Origin of the sequence: Streptomyces sp. P9-2B-2, assembly GCF_030406865.1 — a bacterium.
Taxonomy (GTDB): domain Bacteria; phylum Actinomycetota; class Actinomycetes; order Streptomycetales; family Streptomycetaceae; genus Streptomyces; species Streptomyces platensis.
This window is the reverse complement of record NZ_CP129126.1, coordinates 3,373,175-3,389,112: the sequence shown is the minus strand read 5'-3', so window position 1 is coordinate 3,389,112 and position 15,938 is coordinate 3,373,175. Positions and strand designations below refer to the sequence as shown.

Sequence of the window (15,938 nt, the reverse complement as noted above, 5' to 3'; positions counted from 1 at the left end):
GCATGGCATCGGTCGGCTTCCTCTACCCCGGCCACTCCGCGGAGGACGACTACCCCCGGCTCGAAGCGCTCCTGGGCGGCACGGTCCGCCTGCCGCTGGTCCACACCGACATCGGCGAGGACGCCCACCGCGTCGACGCGCTGCTGGAGATGGGTTCCGCCGGGCGGCTGGCGGCCGGCGTCGACGAGCTCAAGGAGCGCGGCGCCGAGGCCGTCGTCTGGGCCTGTACGAGCGCCAGCTTCGTCTTCGGCTGGGAGGGCGCGCGCGTTCAGGTCAGGGAGCTGTCCGCCACCGCCGGTCTGCCCGCCTCCAGTACGTCGTTCGCCTTCGCCCATGCCGTCCAGGCGCTCGGCGCCCGGCGGGTCGCGATCGCCGCCACCTACCCCGACGACGTGGCCGAGCGTTTCCACGCCTTCCTGAAGTCCGCCGGGGCGGAGGTCGTCTCGACCCGCGGCAGCGGCATCATCACCGCCGCCGAGGTCGGGACCTGGGGCGTCGAGGAGGTACTGGCGCTGGCCCGCGCCGGTGACCATCCGGACGCCGAGGTGGTGCTGCTGCCCGATACGGCGCTGCACACCGCCGAACATCTGCTGGCCCTCGAAGCGGAGCTGCGCAAGCCGGTGCTCACCGCCAATCAGGTGACGGCCTGGGAGGGGCTCCGGCTGCTCGACCGGACGATCAGCTGTCCGGCGCTCGGCACCCTCTTCTCGCGGACCGCGCACTCCTAGGAGGCGCTCGGCCGAGGGGCCCGGACGAGGGAGGCCCGGTGCCCCGCCGACCGCGGTGCGGTGCCGGGCATCTGACCCGGGAATAAGTGGAGAACGTCTCCGGTTACCCTCCTCGCAGACCACCGACGCGAGGAGGAACCGCACCGTGAGCGGCGAAGACGAGGAGATCCGGGCCGGCGGCGAGACGGCCGGCGACGGGATACGGGGCACCGCCCGGGGCACCGCACCCGTCCCGCTGTCGGTACTCGACCTGGTGACGGTCGGAGCCGGCAGCACCGCCTCCCGCGCGGTGCGCACGGCCGTCGACATCGCCCGTACGGCCGAACGCCGCGGCTTCCACCGCTACTGGGTCGCCGAGCACCACTCCATGCCCGGCGTCGCCTCGTCCTCGCCCGCGGTCCTGCTCGCCCACCTCGCCGCCCACACCGAGCGCATCCGCCTCGGCTCCGGCGGCGTCATGCTGCCCAACCACGCCCCGCTGGTGATCGCCGAGCAGTTCGGCACCCTGGAGGCGATGGCCCCCGGCCGGGTCGACCTGGGCCTGGGCCGCGCACCGGGCACCGACGGCGCCACCGCGGCCGCGCTGCGACGCACCGAGCGGCTGCACGAGGGCGCGGACGAATTTCCGCAGCAGCTGGCCGAGTTGACCCGCTTCCTGGACGACTCCTTCCCCGACGGCCATCCGTACGCCAAGATCCACGCGGTCCCCGGCCCGGTCCAGGCCACCTCGCCGGGCGGGGTCCAGGACCCGCACCGCCCGCCCCTGTGGCTGCTGGGCTCCTCCGGCTTCAGCGCCCGGCTGGCCGGCTCCCTCGGCCTGCCGTTCGCCTTCGCGCACCACTTCTCCGCGGCCAACACCCTCCCCGCGCTGGACCTCTACCGCGCCTCCTTCCGCCCCTCCGAGACGCTGGCGGAGCCGTACGCCCTGATCGGGGTCGCGGCGCTGGCCGCCGATACGGAGCAGGAGGCCCGCCGCCAGGTGATGACCGGCGCGCTGTCCATGGTCCGGCTGCGCACCGGCCGCCCCGGTCTGGTCCCGAGCCCCGAGGAGGCCGAGGCGTACCGCTTCAACGAGTTGGAGCGGGGCTTCGTCGACAGCTGGCTCGGCAATGTCATCCACGGCACCCCGGACGCCGTCCGCCAGGGCCTGGACGACCTCGCCAAGCGCACCGGCGCCGACGAGCTGATGATCACCGCCAACGCACACGGCGGCCCGGCCCGGCTGCACTCGTACGAGCTGATCGCGGACGCGTACGGCCTGCCGGGGTAGGGCCTGGCCCCCTCAGGCCCCCGTGTGCCGGCCCGCGTCGAGGAGGGCCTCGACGCGGTCGGGGGCGACGGGGCGGGAGTAGAGCCAGCCCTGGCCGGTGTCGCAGCCGATCCGGCGGAGCCGTTCGGCCTGCTCGGCGCTCTCCACGCACTCGGCGGTGACCGTGAGGCCGAGCCGGTGCGCCAGCGCCACCAGCGCCTCCACGATCATCTCGTCCGCCGGGTTGGGATGCTCCTGCGAGCGGAAGCCGCGGACGAAGGACCCGTCCAGCTTCAGTACGGACACCGGGAGACGGCTGAGGTAGGCGAGGTTGGAGTAGCCGGTGCCGAAGTCGTCGATGGCGATCCGTACGCCCATGTCGCTCAGCGCCTGGAGGGCCTGGAGCGGGCGGCCGGCCGAGCCCATCACCGCCGACTCGGTCAGCTCCAGCTGGAGCAGCTCCGGCGGCAGCCCGGTCTCGGCGAGGATCCCGGCGACATCGGCGACCAGGTCGGAGTCCCACACCTGACGTACGGCCACATTGACGCTGACGAACAGCGGCTCGCCGGGGTGGGCCAGCTGCCAGGCGCGCGCCTGATAGCAGGCCCGCTCCAGGACCCAGCGGCCCAGCTCGACGATCGCGCCGTTCTCCTCCGCCAGGGCGATGAACCGATTCGGCGACAGCGTCCCGAACTGCGGATGCCGCCAGCGCACCAGCGCCTCGACGCCTTGCGCGCGGCCGTCGCCCAGCCCGACCAGCGGCTGGTACTCCAGGGTGAATTCGCCGCGGTCCACGGCCGGGCGCAGGGTGCTGGAGAGCGCCTGCCGGGTCATCCGGTGGGCGTTGCGCTCCGGGTCGAAGAGCGTCCAGCGGGCCTTGCCGTCCTCCTTGGCCCAGTACAGCGTGGTGTCCGCGGCCTGCATCAGTCCGGTCGCGGTGGTGCCGGTGGCGGTCCGCTCCACGACGCCGATGCTCGCCGAGACCGACAGCCGCTGCCCGGCCAGGTCGAACGGGCGCTGCAGCGCGTCCAGCACACTCTGGGCCAGCTCGGCGAGCTGGTCGGTGCCGGTGGAGTCCTCCACCAAAAGAGCGAACTCGTCACCGCCGAGCCGGGCGACCAGGTGCCCGCCGCGGCCCGGCCCGCGGTCCTCCGCCGCCTCCGCGCAGCGCGTCAGCCGCTGCGCCACCGCGCTCAGCAGCCGGTCGCCGACGCGGTGCCCGAGGGTGTCGTTGACGGCCTTGAAGCCGTCCAGGTCGAGGTAGCAGAGCCCGATGCGACCGGTGCCGGACGGGGCGAAGGAGGCGGTCTCCAGGGCGGCGGCGAGCCGCTCGAAGAACAGCGCCCGGTTGGGCAGCCGGGTCACCGGATCGTGCATCTGGAGATGCCGCAGCCGGGCCAGCAGGTCGTGCCGGTCGCTGATGTCCGCCACCGACAGCAGCATCCGCTCCTCACCGCTGAGCGGCTCCGGGGTGAGCGGCTCGACGGTCACCTCCAGCCAGACGGAGTGCCCTTCGGGGTGTTTGAGGCGGCGGGTGCAGCGCATCCGGTCGCTGCGGCCGCACAGCACCTCGCGGTAGGCGGTCCACACCCGCGGGTCGGCGCCGAGGTCGGTGAGGTCGGCCGCGGTGGCGGCGACCAGCTCGGCCGGGTCGGTGCCGACCAGCTCGCCGAAGGCCGGGTTGGCGGCGAGGACCAGGCCGTCGCGGTTGAGGACGGCCATTGCCACCCGCGCCGCGTAGAAGGTGGCGCGGTAGTCGCCGAGCGAGGCGGCGGTGTCGTCGCCGGGTCCGCTCGGGGCCGGCCGGGCCTCGGTGGATTCTTTGGCCGCATCCTCACGCTCCGTCACTGAGGGGAGCGTCGCTCCGGGCATGCGGCCCGGGCTGTCGGGGTGTCCGCTCACTGCTCGCTCCCGCATGGCGCTGTCTCGTGATGGAGGGGGGTCTCGCGCTGGAAAGTGTGGCGATCATAGAGGCTGGCACGACGGCCGATCCAGCGACGCAGCCGTGATCGCCCGCCCGCGTGACGGAACTTCAGCCATTTCTGCCCGGCTCTGTTCGTACGGAATGCCCCCTTGGTCGTTTGTGACTTTCCGTTACGGGAGGGCCAAGACGCGCCGGTCACTCGTCCGGGCCTTCAAAACAGGACGAATAGCATTAAATCGCCACAGGGTAGATGAGGTCTCCGAATCCGTCCCTGGAGGTATGTGTGCCGCGCGCCCAGACACTCGACGGGGTGGAGCGCCGCAGCCTGCGGCGCGTCGCGGCCGTCGTCACCTCTCTGAGCGCCCTCATCGCGACCTCCATCGTCGCCGGGCCCGCCACCGCCTCCGAGGCCGTGCTCCCGTGCGCCCTGGGACGCACCGACGCGCACCACTCCGAGGGCGTCGACAGCTGGAACGGGTCCTATCCGCGCCCGGACCGCCCGCTCAACGCCGTCATGATCTATCTGTCCTTCCCGGACGCCCGGCCCCTCTCGGCGCCGCAGCAGCTGTCCCGCGCCTACTTCCCCGCCACCTCCGGCTTCTTCGAGCGCGCCTCCTACGGGAAGTTCCGGCTGCGCCCGCACATCCACCGCCACTGGGTGCGGATGCCGCGCCCGTCCGCCGCCTACGGGATACGGCGCGACTGGGACGCCGCCCGGCGCTCGTCCTACCTGCGCGACGCGGTCACCGCCGCCGACCCGACCATCGACTTCAGCCGCTACGACGTGGTCTATTTCGTCGCCGACCCGGACGCCCCCGGCGTCGACTCGGACGCCACCAAGGTCGTCAACCTCGACCGCCCGATGCACGCCGACGACCACGATCTGCGCCGGTTCGTCACCGTCTTCGAGCAGAGCACGCCGGACCGCAACGTCCTCGCCCACGAGACCGGGCACGTCTTCGACCTGCCGGACCTCTATCACCGGCCGGAGGACGGCAAGGGCGACTGGGACACCTACGTCGGCGACTGGGACCTCATGGGAAGCCAGTTCGGACTGGCCCCGGACCCGTTCGCCTGGCACAAGTGGAAGCTCGGCTGGATCGCCGACAGCCAGGTGGACTGCGTCGATCCGGCCGGGCCCGCCATGCACTCCCTGCGGCCGCTGTCCGCCCCCAAGGAGCCCCGCGCCCAGCGCCGCCCGCGGCTGCTGGTGGTCCGTACGGGCCCCGACAGCGCACTCGCCATCGAGGCACGCGGTGCCAGGGGCAATGACCGCGCCCTGTGCACCGAGGGCGTCCTGGTCTACCGCGTACGCAGCCGGACGGCCTCCGGATCGGGCCCCGTGCAGGTGCTCGACGGGCATCCGGCCACCTCGGCCTGCTGGGGTACCTCGGTCTATCCGCCGCTCGCGGACGCGCCGCTGGGCGTGGGGGAGAGCCTGGACGACGCCGAGGACGGCGTCCGCATCCAGGTGGAGGGCCGGACGGCCGACGGGGACTGGGCCGTGAAGGTGAACCGCGGCTGACCGGGCCGTACGCCGCAACGACGAAGGCCCCCACCGGAGTGGAGGCCTTCGACTGTCTGTGCGCCGCCAGGGACTCGAACCCCGGACCCGCTGATTAAGAGTCAGCTGCTCTAACCAACTGAGCTAGCGGCGCCTGCTGACGGGGAAAACATTAGCATCATGGTCGGGGAGGACAAAAATCGGTTTGCCTCAGCCCGCGGTCAGCAGCGAAACAGGGTGCTGAGCTGCGGCTTCAGGCGCCGGGCCGGCCATCGAGCGGGCCGCGCGGACACAGGCCCAGAGCAGTACGTCGGGGCCGGGCAGCCAGGGGTTGCGGACATCGGGTGCCACCAGCCAGCGGGAGGCGGACGGGCCGGCCGGATCCTCGCCGGCCGGGGCGCCGGGGCCCGCGGTCCGGTCCACGGCGGGGCTCCGGCGGGGGTGCAGCGGCGGGATGGTGACCGCGTCACCGCTGCCGTGGCACAGCAGCGGCGGGACGGCGGTGGCCCACTCCTCCCAGACGAGCAGCGCCGGCAGCCGCTGGGCCGTGCCCGGGGCGGCGAACAGCAGGATGCGGCCGCGGTGCGCCGCCACCGGCCCCGAGCCGGGGCCGGTGGACCATAAGCGGTCCACCATGCGCCGCCCGAAGAGCGCCGGGGCGTTGATCACGTCGAAGGCGGTGCCGCAGGGCAGTGCGCTGGGCGCGGCGGGCCGGGTGGCCCACAGGGCGTGCATCTCGTCCGGGTGGGGGCTGGCCGAGGCGAGCCAGTCGGCGCCCGCGAGGGTGACATAAGCCGCGGTCGGAAAGGCCAGGGTGCGGGGGGTCTCAGGCAGCCAGTCGCTCATGGGAACAGGTCTACCCAGCCGGCACACGGTACTTGGCGGATTGGCGGAAAACGGGACGGGACGGTGGGGGAGCCGGTATCTTTCCCCCCTTGCATATGCCAGCGGCCCATGGTCATGGACCATGGGCCGCTGGTGAGGCGGGTCGGACGGGTGGGTTCCCGGGGGCCGTCGGGGCCGGTGCGGTCAGTCCATGTCGCCCGGCAGGGTGCCGCCGCTGCGCATCAGGCTGCGGCCGAACTCGATCATCTTCTGCGCGTAGTCCTCGGTCCACTCCGCCTGCTCGGCGAGCGTGGCCAGCGGCAGCCGGTCGAACCGGCTGGGGTCGGACAGCTGGGCGGCGGCCAGCGCCTGGAACTCCGTGGCGCGGTCGGCGGCGGCGCGGAAGGCCAGGGTCAGCTCCGTGGCGCGGCCGAGCAGCTCGTGCGGGTCCTCCATCGACTCCAGGCCGAAGAAGTGCTCGGGGTCGGCGACGGCCTCGGGCGGCTCGAAAAGCAGCTGCGCGGGCTTCATCCGCCGTGGTCCGGGCGCCGTACCACGCGGGTCGGGAGCCGGTCGCGGCTCGGACATGTACCTACCTCCAGATCGTGTGCCGCATTCCATTGTCCCGCTGCGCGCAAGTGGGCCCCGGGGAGTGGCCGTACGCACGGCGCGGGGCCGTCCGGGTGACCCCGCTAAGGGCGCCAGGCCACCCGGTGTTCCGCGAGATGGGCGAGGACGGCGTGGTTGGCTTCCCAGCCGTCCGGGAACTTGACCGTGACGCCGAGCTGGACCGGCTCGGTCGCGGGGTGTTCGTCCAGCAGGTCGGCGACGCCCGCGCGGCACACCACGATGCAGGCGTGCCGGTGGCGGGAGGCGAGCACACACAGCCGGCCGGTCTCCAGATGGAAGGCGGTGGCGTCGGGCCGGCCGGACAGCGGATGCAGGACGACCGTGACATCGAACTCGCGGCCCTGGAGACGGTTGGCGGTGTCCACCGCGACGCCGGTCACCCCCAGCTCGGCGAGCGCGGCGCGGACGGCCGCCGCCTGGTCACGGTGGGCGGTGCCGACCGCGATCCGGCCGGCGGTCAGCGGTGCCGGGGCGGGCGCGGCCCCCTCCGCGGCCCCGTGCGCCTCGCTGGTCGTGGCGCCGCCGCGGTCGAGGAGCCGGCGCACGACATGGGCCACCGCGCGGACCGCCTCCGGGTCCGTACGCGGCGTATGGCGGGCAGGAAGCTCCAGCAGGCCCCAGCCGGACTCGGCGGCCTCGTCCAGCACCCGGTCCACGCCCGAGCCATCGCCCGGCACCCCGAACGCCAGCCGGCGGTCGCCGTGGCCGGTGCCGCTGCGGAACGGGGTGTACGGATAGAACGCGGCGGAGACCAGCGGTGCCGCCGAGGCGGGCAGCCGCCAGGAGACCGGCAGCCGGTGCTGCGGCAGGTCGGGGTTGTGCGCCAGGAGGGTGGAGACCGCGCTGGACGACGGGTCGTAGGCCAGCCCCGCCCACTGCTCCGCGCCGACCACGCTGAAGGGGTCCAGCTGGCCCGGGTCGCCGACGAACAGCGCCCGCTCGAAGAGCCCGGCGACGCTCAGCAGCGCATCGGAGCGCATCTGATAGGCCTCGTCCACGATGGCGTGCCGCCATGGCTCGGCGACCTTGGTGTACGCCCATTTCGCGGCCGTCGAGACCACGATGTCCAGCCCGGCCAGATCGGCGATCTTCGCGGACGTACGGACCGCGGGCAGCTCGGCCAGCGCCGGGTCGAACGCGCCGGGCTCACTGCTGTGCAGCCGGCCGACCGGCAGCTGCGGATCCTTCTCGGCGAGCCGCAGCACCAGATCGTCGACCTGGGCGTTGGTCTGCGCGACCACCATCAACGGGCGTCCGGCGGCGGCCAGTTCGCGGGCCGCCCGCACCACGAGGGTGGACTTGCCGGCGCCGGGCGGGGAGTCCACGACCACACCGCGCCGGGTGCCGTGCAGGGTGTCCCGCAGGATCGCGTCGGTCGCCGCGGCGGCCGCGGCGGCGGGGTCGAAGGGACCGTCCGTGCTGGGGTGCGGATCCTGAAGGGCCGTCATACGGGAGCGTTCTCCAGTGCGGTCGAGGGCCGGGCGCGGGTCACAGGAAGTCCTCCGCTGTCACGGGGTCGGGGGCGGGGTGCGGCAGGTCCGCGGCGCCGGGCGGCGGGCCGCCATGGGTCCACGGGGTGTCCTCGGGGTCCGGGAGCTCCGGGCCGCCGCGCGGGGCGTGCTCGAACAGCGTCCAGCACACCGCGTCGTCCGGCTCCGGCACCGAACCGGGCTCCGGCGTCTTCCCGCGCCCCATCCCGCCGGTCAGCCGGACCACCAGGGCGCCCGGCTCCCCGGCCGCCACGTATTCGGCGGTCTGTGTCCTGCCGTCCGCCAGGGGGCGGTAGAGCTTGCCGCCCCCGGACAGCTGCGGCCGGTCGGCGGTCCGGAGCGTGACCAGCGGGCGGGGCATCGGCCGCTTGCCCTCGGAGAAGGCCATCTCGACGGCGGTGACCGTGCCCTGGAACGCCTCGCCGGCCAGCCGTCGCCCGGCCATCACCAACGGGTCGTCCAGGGCTTCCTGGGCGTCCAGTTGGGCCTGGGCGGTCTCCCGCGCGGACAGCTTCTGCGCCGCGGTGACCGCGTCGTCCTGCTTGGGCTGCGGGGGCTCCCCGGCGCGGATCCGGTCCCGGTGGGCGGTGTACGACCAGCGGTCGCGCTTCCAGCGGTCGGGGACCCGGGCGCCCGCGGGAAGCGTCCGCAGCAGGTCGATGCCCTGCCAGACGGCGTCCCAGGTCGGCCGCAGCTGCCCCTCGACGAGGGTGCGGAGCGCCTCCTCGGCGCCCGGCAGCCCGGCGTCGTAGCGGGCCATCGCGGGGGCGAGCAGCCGGTTGTCGAACGCCGGGTCGGTGGCCGGACCGGCCGGCGGGCACCGCAGCTGCCCGTCCGCGTCCCGCGCCGACTCCGCGTACTCGGCCGCCGCCCGGCCCGACATCCCCGGCGGCGGGTCGATCCAGGAGAGCAGCGCGCCCAGGTGCTGGTCCTCCAGCACGCTCTGGCCCGTCGCCCAATGGCGGGTCAGCAGGCCCGTCATGGGCAGCAGCAGGCTCGCGCCCGGGACCCGCGCCCGCTCGCCCAGGTGGGTCAGCCAGCGGCCCAGCAGCGGGACATGCGGAGGCGCGGGATACGGCGCCTCGGGCTCCTGCTCGGCCGTCCGCCGGAACCGCATCGAGCGGCCCAGCAGCCGGACGAACTCGATACCGGCGGCGCTCGGCACGATCAACTGCGGGGCGTCCGCGCACAGTTCGACCTGCACCGGGACCTTCTTGCCGGTCTCCGGGTCGGTCTCCTTGCGCTCCTCCCATTCGATGGTGTCCGCGAAGCCGTCCACATACGGCAGCACCGTCTCCGCCAGCTCGGCGAGGAAGGCGAACCGGAGATCGCGGTCGCGCGGCTGCGGCACGGCCAGCAGGGCAGGCTTCTCGCGGTCCGTGCCGACCAGCGCGCCCAGTGGGGCACCGGCCTCGCCCGCGGTGGTCAACGGCACGAACACCAGCGGGCGTTCGGACAGATGGCGGTGCCGGACCGTGCACCGCGTCTGGGCGCGGCCCGCCGCCACCGCCTCCATCCGGGCCAGCGTCTCGATCAGTGACATCCCGGCTCCTCCGCTCGCGGTCCCGGCACGGTGGGGCGGGCCAGCGCCGCGTCCCGCAGCGCGGCGGCCCGCCGCAGCGCGACGACGGCCGGGTCGTCCGGCCCGTCGTCGGCGGGTGGCTCCGGCTCCTGGGGACGGGCCGCCGCCAGCACCTCCTCGATGGTGCGCAGCCCGCCCAACTCGCCCCGGACGCCGCGCCCCAGCGCCTCCACCCCGCCGTCCTCACGGGACCGCGTGCGGCAGTGGAAGGCAAGCTCGCACGCGGCCAGGCACTCGGGGGCGTAGGCCGCGCCGACCACCTCGACGGCCTCGGCCAGCTCCGCGGGCCTGCGGGTCGCCGTCTTCCCGTCGTCCGCCAGCCGCAGATCGAAGGTGGTCTCCGGGGGGAGGGCCGCGGCGATCTCCTCGACCCGGGTGAGCCGGGACAGCTGCCGCCGGGTCGTGGCCAGCTGCTTGCGGACGTCGACGACGGCGGCCGTGGCGAGGTTGGAGAAGTCCTTCGGGCACACCAGCAGCACCCGGTCGCGGACCCGGACCGCGCGGCCGGTGTGCGCGGCGACATGACCGGCGACCGGCTCCAGGGCCAGTGCGTACACGGCCGCCTGACGCGCGGCGGCGCCCACCTTGGCGGCGTCCGCCGAACCGTCGATCATCGGGAAGGACTTGATCTCGACGACCGTCCAGCTGCCGTCCGGATGCACCACCACCGCGTCCGGCTCCACATAGGCCGGCGAACCGGCCACCTCGACGACCAGCATCGGATGGTCGAGCAGCGCCCAGCCGCCGGCCGCCGTCGCCTCCCGCAGCGCCAGCGCCGTACGCGCCGCCCGGCCCTCCGGCCCGGCCGCGGACAGCTCGGGGGTGGCGACCTCCTCCGGCACGGGCGGCGGGGTGCCGGGCGCCAGCCGCTCGTGCAGCAGCCGCAGCAGCTCCGTGCCGCCGTCGGCCTTCACCCGGGCCTCGAAGGCATTGCCGCGGACGATCGCGAACTGGGACCGGCCGTACGCCGCCGGGGAGCCCAGCGCCTGGGCCAGCGCGCCCTTGTCGATGCCCGCGCCGTCCAGCAGCGCGCGGCGCCGGCAGCCGGGGTTGGCGGCCAGCGCGGCGAGCGCGCGGGCGTCGAGCGAGCGGGGGCGGACGCCGGGGCCGCGCAGCTCGGCGAGCCTCTGTCGCAGGCTCGGCGTTGCCGTCGGCTGCTCCGCCGCAGGGGCGGCCGACGCGGATCGACTGTCGCGCGAAACGTTCACCCGCGGAAGTCTCGCATCCGGCACCGACATGCGGGGCGCTCGCCCGCCGGCCGGCCACCGCCGGATGCCGCTCCCCGCCCCCTGCGCCGTATCCGACAGGGCCCCGGGGAGCCCGCCTCCGGGCGGGACGGCCTCCCCGGCCAGGGACAAATCGACCTGATGCGCGATGATGGAAAGCCCGCGGTCACCGCCGCCCGCACCGAGCAACGAGTCAGCCGAGCGATCGGCGAGAGGTACGACCCATGGCAGCGCGCATATTCCTGGCCAGACACGGGCAGACCGAGTGGTCCCTGACCGGCAGGCACACCGGCCGTACGGACGTCCCGCTGCTGGACGAGGGCCGGCGCGGCGCCGAGCTGCTGGGTGAGCGGCTGCACCGCGCCCCCTGGGACGGCCTGCCGGACGTCGAGGTCCGCACCAGCCCCCTGGTGCGCGCCAAGGAGACCTGTGAGCTGGCCGGATTCGGTGACCGGGCGCAGCCGTGGGACGCGCTGATGGAGGTCGACTACGGCGCGTACGAGGGCCTGACCCCGGCCGAGATCAAGTCCGGCCGGCCGGACTGGCTCCTCTGGCGCGACGGGGTGCCGGAGGGGGAGACGCTCGCCGGGGTGGCCGCGCGGGCGGACGAGGTCGTCAGCTGGGCACGGTCCGCCGACCGCGATGTGCTGGTCTTCGCGCACGGCCACATCCTGCGCACCCTCGGCGCCCGCTGGCTGGGCCTGGACATCTCCTTCGGCGCCCGGATCCGGCTGGAGCCGACGTCCCTGTCGGTGCTCGGCTGGGCCTACGGGGAACCGGCGATCGAGCGCTGGAACGACACCGGACATCTGGGCTGAACGACGGCCGCCCGGCAGGGGGCGGCGCACCGCGGTCGCCTGACGGCCCGTCGGACGTCCGGCGGGCCGTCAGCCGGCGGAGTCCCCGGCCGGCGTCCCGCCACCGGACCCGGCCGAGGCCGCGTGCCGCTCCAGGAAGTCGGCGACCACACCGCCGTCCCGGTAGGCCCACAGCGTCCCGGCCGTGCCGTCGAGCATCGTCCGGATACGGGCCGAACGGACCTCCTCCAGCAGGGACAGCACCCGGACCCCGGCCGCCGCGGCCTCCTCGGGCTCACCGCTGTCCGCGAGATCGCCCGCGAGCTCCGCGGTGAACAGCGCGATATTGCGGGTGAAATGGGAATCCTGAAGCCCCACCGCCCGGCGCGCGTGCTCCACCGCGCGCCCCGCGTCACCCAGGGCCGACCAGCACTGCGCCTCCAGGCCCGCCAGTTCGGCCTCCCCGTAGAACGTCATCCACTCCGGGTCGCCGTCCCGCGGCCCGCCCGCGAACAGCCGCTCGGCCCGCGCCAGCGCCTGCTCACAGCCGGCCCGGTCGGCCAGCCCCGCCCAGCCGCCCGCCTCCCGCAGCGCCAGCAGCGACAGCAGCCGCGGCGAGGCCAGCTGCTTGGCGGCCTGCTGCGCCGCCTGCGCGGCCCGCACCGCCTCCCGCGGCCGGCCGGCGTCGCGGGCGAGGAAGGCCGTATTGCAGAACGCGTGTGCCTCCAGGGCGGCATCACCGCAGACCCGGGCGGTGGCCAGGGCCTCCGCGTAGTGCGAGCGGGCATCGCCGAAGCGGCCCGAGTCATGCGCCAGCCAGCCCACGGTGATGGCGAGTTCCCCCGCCCCGGCGTGCAGCCGGTCGGAGACCGATCTGCGCTGTACGCCCGCGTCCAGCAACTCGTAGGCGGCGCGCAGCGGCTGGGTGGCGCGGCGGTAGATGCCCTCCGCGCCGTGCCGGTCGTCCAGCAGCCGGATGTGGCGGACGGCCTCCTCGACGGCGGCGGCCTCGGCGGCGCCGGGCCGCCCGGTGACGGGCACACGCGGGCCCGGCACACGGGCGGACGCGGCAGCGGCCTCGATGGGATGCAGGGCGGCGAAGCCCAGGGCTGCTGCCGGGCCGCCGGTGATGAACGCGCGACGCAGCACGTCGCTCTCCTCGCAGATCTGGATACGGGTATCGCGGTGGTCGGGGTCGGTTGCCAGGGGCGCGGCGCCGACCGCCGCCGTACGCGCCCCCCGTCCGCGTACCGCCTCGCGCGGCGCGAAGCCCATGTCGGGCAGCGTCAGCCCGGGGAACATGTGCCGGAACACCCGCTCGTAGGCGTAGTTCGGACACCGGATCTCCCCGGACTCGACGCGGCCCACATAGCGGGCGTCGCACGAGACCTGTTCGCCGATCTCACGGGCGGACCGTCGGACCGCCGCCGCGAACTCGCCCGGTGACAGCCGGCCGCGCAGCTGTCGGAAAGCGAGGTTCGGGCGGGCGGGTACGGTGCGGGACGACGCTGAACTAGCTGCTGGCGACGCCATGGCGGACCCTCTCCGTGCCCTCTCCGTGCCATCAGGTGGCGTTGCCGCCTCCTGGCGGTGCGGCGGGTTGACCGTACCGGCTGTGATGGCTCCGATACGCACAGTTTGGCTACAAATCGGATATCTCGCGCGCGATCTGCCATGAACTGCCATCCTTTGCAGCGTTACGCCGCCGTAGCTGTTGACACGTCCGGCCGTTGAAGTCGGTGTAAAGGGTCGGGTACGTGCAGGAGGAGGGGTTCTCCGTGTGGGAGACCGGCGTGAGCAGGGTCGGCAAGGGGTCCGCGGGCCGGGCCGGCGGCGGGCGGGGTCCGGCCGCCGTGGCCGGGACACCGGCCGTACCGGCCCAGGCGTGTGACCTCGTCACGGTGCCCGCCCGGCAGGGTCTGGAAGCCGTCGACATCCTCCGGCTGCGGGACGGGGTCGGCCCCGTCCTGCACGACGGCGCCTGCGACACCCTCGGCTTCCTCGTGCCGGCGGGCACCGCGGACGGCTGGGACGTGCCGGGCAGTGCCTGCACCCAGACCTCCGGGCGGGGGATCGCCCTGGGCGCGCTGTGCGACGAAGGCGCCCCGGAGGAGCCGCCGGTGACCGGCACCGGCTGGCTGGTGCCGCCGGAGGGCGCGGGCGCCGCCGCCACCGATCCGGCCGTCCTGCGCGCGGCACTCGGCGAGGCGGCCCGCACGATCGAGGCCGTCGACCGCTGCCAGTGACCCGCTGCCGGTAACCGTCGCCGGACCGTACGCGAGAGGGGCCGCCCGGGCACTGCCGGACGGCCCCTTCGGGCGGGTGGCCACCAGGAGGCCGGTCGGCGGACGGGCGGTCTCGGGGCGGGCGGGCTTCGGACGGGTGGACTTCGGGTGGGCGCCCGCTAGTGCGCGGCCGGGGTGCTGTCCCGTGCCGGGCGGGGGATGGTGGTGGCGCCGCGGCGGTCGCCGAGGCGGCGCTGTACGCCGCGCAGCAACCGCGCCGCGGTGAAGGACGCGCCGTACACGAAGCGCGTCGACGGGCCGAACGACGGCGCGGACAGCAGCCCCGCGAAGAACAGTCCGGGCCAGGACGATTCGAAACCGGCGCTCAGTTCGGGCGCCCGGCTGCCGCCCACCGTCCGCAGGGTGGTGCGCACCCGGGGGTGCAGCAGCCGCAGCCGCCCGAGGTCCGGGGTGAAGCCGGTGGCCGCCACCACGTGATCGGTGTCGACGGTCTCGGAACCGCCGTCCGTATGGGTGAGTTGGAGCCGCACCCCGTCCTCGTGGGGCGTCGCCGCCCGGATCCGGTGGCCCAGCAGGACCGGCACCGCCGGTTCGAAACGCTCCCGCAGCCACCACGCGCCCGCCGGGCCCGGTACATGCTCCGCGAGATGCACCCGGGTCGCCGGGGGCAGCCGGCGCACCGCCCCGGGCAGCTCCGACCACAGCCAGCTCGACCAGCCGGTGCCGAGCCCGGAGTGCGGGTCGCGCAGCGCCCGCAGCCGTCCGCGTTCCAGTGGGGGCGGTGGGGCGTGCCAGCGCAGCTGGTCGGCCCGGGCCACGAGGCGGGGCCGGGCGCCCTGTTCGGCCAGCAGCGTCGCGGTCTCCAGCGCGGACTGCCCGGAGCCGATCACGGTGACGTCCTGGCCCGCGAAGCGGCGCAGATCGCGGTGGTCGCTGCTGTGCGAGGCGAGTTCCGGGGGGAGTTCGAGCAGTGGCCAGGGGCGGTTGGCGAACGGCAGCACCCCGACGGCGAGCACCACGGTCCGGGCCGCGATCTGCTCACCGGTGTCCGTCTCGACGTGGAAGCCGTCGCCGTCCGGGCGTACGGCGGTGACGGTGACCTCCTCGACCTGCGGCACCGCCTGTTCGCCGAACCAGCTGCCGTACGCGGCGAAGGTGCCGAGGGGCAGCGGGACGCCGTGCTCGGCGGTCAGCTCGTGGGCGGCGCAGTAGTCGGCCAGGGTGTGGCCGCCGGCCGGGGTGGAGAGGTCCGTGGACCAGGGCTCTGACGTGAGGAGTATGCCGTCGGGCATGTGAGCGCGCCACGAGGCCATCGGCCGGCCCAGGACCCGCAGCCGTAGTCCGGCCGCCGCCGCGTGCGCGGCGATCGAGAGTCCGTAGGGGCCGGCGCCCACCACGACGAGGTCGTACATGGAAGTTCCCTGCGCTTTCTCTTTGGGTGGTGCGGGGAGGTGGGTGTGGGCCTCGGGGGGCGGGGGCGGTTTACGGGCGTCGCGGTGGGTGGGGCGGCTTCCCTTGCCCGCGTTGTGTGGTGCGGCTCCCCCCACCCCCGAACCCACCCCCCGCCCTCTCCCCCGAAGGGGGAGAGGGGAAGGGGCGGGGGAGCGCCGGAGGCCGCTGACGCAGGCCCCGATCCCGGGTCGCCGAACCCGCCCCGATCCAGGGCCTCGGGCCGCCGTTCTCGCCCCGGGCCAAGGGCCGCCGCCCCGATCCCGGACCGAGGGCCTCTGCCCCGGC

At 74.7% G+C, this 15,938-nt stretch carries 13 protein-coding genes and 1 tRNA gene; 5 read left to right on the top strand and 9 right to left on the bottom strand.

Going from position 1 to position 15,938, the window contains the following annotated elements; translation table 11 throughout:
- The first annotated feature begins 2 nt into the window (after positions 1–2).
- On the top strand, positions 3–728 hold the full coding sequence (locus QT196_RS14720; RefSeq protein WP_290355045.1) for a decarboxylase: 726 nt from the start codon (positions 3–5) through the stop codon (positions 726–728).
- Positions 729–873: 145 nt separating this feature from the next.
- On the top strand, positions 874–1,998 hold the full coding sequence (locus QT196_RS14715) for an LLM class flavin-dependent oxidoreductase (RefSeq protein WP_211117354.1): 1,125 nt from the start codon (positions 874–876) through the stop codon (positions 1,996–1,998).
- A 12-nt stretch (positions 1,999–2,010) separates the two neighbouring features.
- On the opposite strand, the gene QT196_RS14710 is transcribed toward QT196_RS14715, so the two are convergent.
- The gene (locus tag QT196_RS14710) at positions 2,011–3,825 is read right to left on the bottom strand and encodes an EAL domain-containing protein (protein WP_290355044.1); all 1,815 of its coding nucleotides are present in this window, start codon (positions 3,823–3,825) and stop codon (positions 2,011–2,013) included.
- Between the two features lie 359 nt (positions 3,826–4,184).
- Between QT196_RS14710 and QT196_RS14705 the strand changes: the two genes are divergently transcribed.
- Positions 4,185–5,426, top strand: a complete 1,242-nt coding sequence (locus tag QT196_RS14705) for a M6 family metalloprotease domain-containing protein (protein WP_266731191.1) — start codon at positions 4,185–4,187, stop codon at positions 5,424–5,426.
- Positions 5,427–5,485: 59 nt separating this feature from the next.
- On the opposite strand, the gene QT196_RS14700 is transcribed toward QT196_RS14705, so the two are convergent.
- From QT196_RS14700 to QT196_RS14675, 6 genes are all read right to left on the bottom strand, one after another.
- A tRNA-Lys gene (locus QT196_RS14700) sits at positions 5,486–5,559 on the bottom strand.
- A gap of 56 nt (positions 5,560–5,615) precedes the next feature.
- Positions 5,616–6,251 carry a bifunctional DNA primase/polymerase gene (locus tag QT196_RS14695; protein ID WP_290355043.1) on the bottom strand — a complete coding sequence of 212 codons (636 nt, stop codon included), beginning with the start codon at positions 6,249–6,251 and terminating at the stop codon, positions 5,616–5,618.
- A gap of 183 nt (positions 6,252–6,434) precedes the next feature.
- Entirely contained in the window at positions 6,435–6,818 is a 384-nt protein-coding gene (locus tag QT196_RS14690; RefSeq protein ID WP_211117353.1) for a hypothetical protein, read from the bottom strand.
- Positions 6,819–6,922: 104 nt separating this feature from the next.
- The gene (locus QT196_RS14685; RefSeq protein ID WP_266731187.1) at positions 6,923–8,308 is read right to left on the bottom strand and encodes an AAA domain-containing protein; all 1,386 of its coding nucleotides are present in this window, start codon (positions 8,306–8,308) and stop codon (positions 6,923–6,925) included.
- 40 nt (positions 8,309–8,348) lie between these two features.
- Positions 8,349–9,893 (bottom strand): hypothetical protein, encoded by a 1,545-nt coding sequence (locus QT196_RS14680; protein WP_290355042.1) that lies wholly within the window; start codon positions 9,891–9,893, stop codon positions 8,349–8,351.
- On the bottom strand, positions 9,884–11,140 hold the full coding sequence (locus QT196_RS14675; protein ID WP_266731183.1) for a hypothetical protein: 1,257 nt from the start codon (positions 11,138–11,140) through the stop codon (positions 9,884–9,886). The genes QT196_RS14680 and QT196_RS14675 overlap by 10 nt, the downstream gene beginning before the upstream one ends.
- A 242-nt stretch (positions 11,141–11,382) precedes the next feature.
- On the opposite strand from QT196_RS14675, the gene QT196_RS14670 reads away from it, so the two are divergent.
- Positions 11,383–11,976, top strand: coding sequence for a histidine phosphatase family protein (locus tag QT196_RS14670; RefSeq protein ID WP_168479238.1), 594 nt, complete (start codon positions 11,383–11,385; stop codon positions 11,974–11,976).
- A 69-nt stretch (positions 11,977–12,045) separates the two neighbouring features.
- Here QT196_RS14670 and QT196_RS14665 read toward each other — a convergent pair whose 3' ends face one another.
- Entirely contained in the window at positions 12,046–13,488 is a 1,443-nt protein-coding gene (locus QT196_RS14665) for a tetratricopeptide repeat protein (RefSeq protein ID WP_290355041.1), read from the bottom strand.
- Between the two features lie 245 nt (positions 13,489–13,733).
- On the opposite strand from QT196_RS14665, the gene QT196_RS14660 reads away from it, so the two are divergent.
- Positions 13,734–14,201, top strand: a complete 468-nt coding sequence (locus QT196_RS14660; RefSeq protein WP_168479236.1) for a hypothetical protein — start codon at positions 13,734–13,736, stop codon at positions 14,199–14,201.
- Positions 14,202–14,359: 158 nt separating this feature from the next.
- On the opposite strand, the gene QT196_RS14655 is transcribed toward QT196_RS14660, so the two are convergent.
- Entirely contained in the window at positions 14,360–15,613 is a 1,254-nt protein-coding gene (locus QT196_RS14655) for an NAD(P)-binding domain-containing protein (protein ID WP_290355040.1), read from the bottom strand.
- Positions 15,614–15,938 lie beyond the last annotated feature (325 nt).

Coding starts and splice junctions, on each gene's coding strand:
- QT196_RS14680 (WP_290355042.1), bottom strand. CDS start 9,893: ATGTCACTGATCGAGACGCTGGCCCGGATGGAGGCGGTGGCGGCGGGC.
- QT196_RS14665 (WP_290355041.1), bottom strand. CDS start 13,488: ATGGCGTCGCCAGCAGCTAGTTCAGCGTCGTCCCGCACCGTACCCGCC.
- QT196_RS14720 (WP_290355045.1), top strand. CDS start 3: ATGGCATCGGTCGGCTTCCTCTACCCCGGCCACTCCGCGGAGGACGAC.
- QT196_RS14685 (WP_266731187.1), bottom strand. CDS start 8,308: ATGACGGCCCTTCAGGATCCGCACCCCAGCACGGACGGTCCCTTCGAC.
- QT196_RS14655 (WP_290355040.1), bottom strand. CDS start 15,613: ATGTACGACCTCGTCGTGGTGGGCGCCGGCCCCTACGGACTCTCGATC.
- QT196_RS14690 (WP_211117353.1), bottom strand. CDS start 6,818: ATGTCCGAGCCGCGACCGGCTCCCGACCCGCGTGGTACGGCGCCCGGA.
- QT196_RS14695 (WP_290355043.1), bottom strand. CDS start 6,251: ATGAGCGACTGGCTGCCTGAGACCCCCCGCACCCTGGCCTTTCCGACC.
- QT196_RS14670 (WP_168479238.1), top strand. CDS start 11,383: ATGGCAGCGCGCATATTCCTGGCCAGACACGGGCAGACCGAGTGGTCC.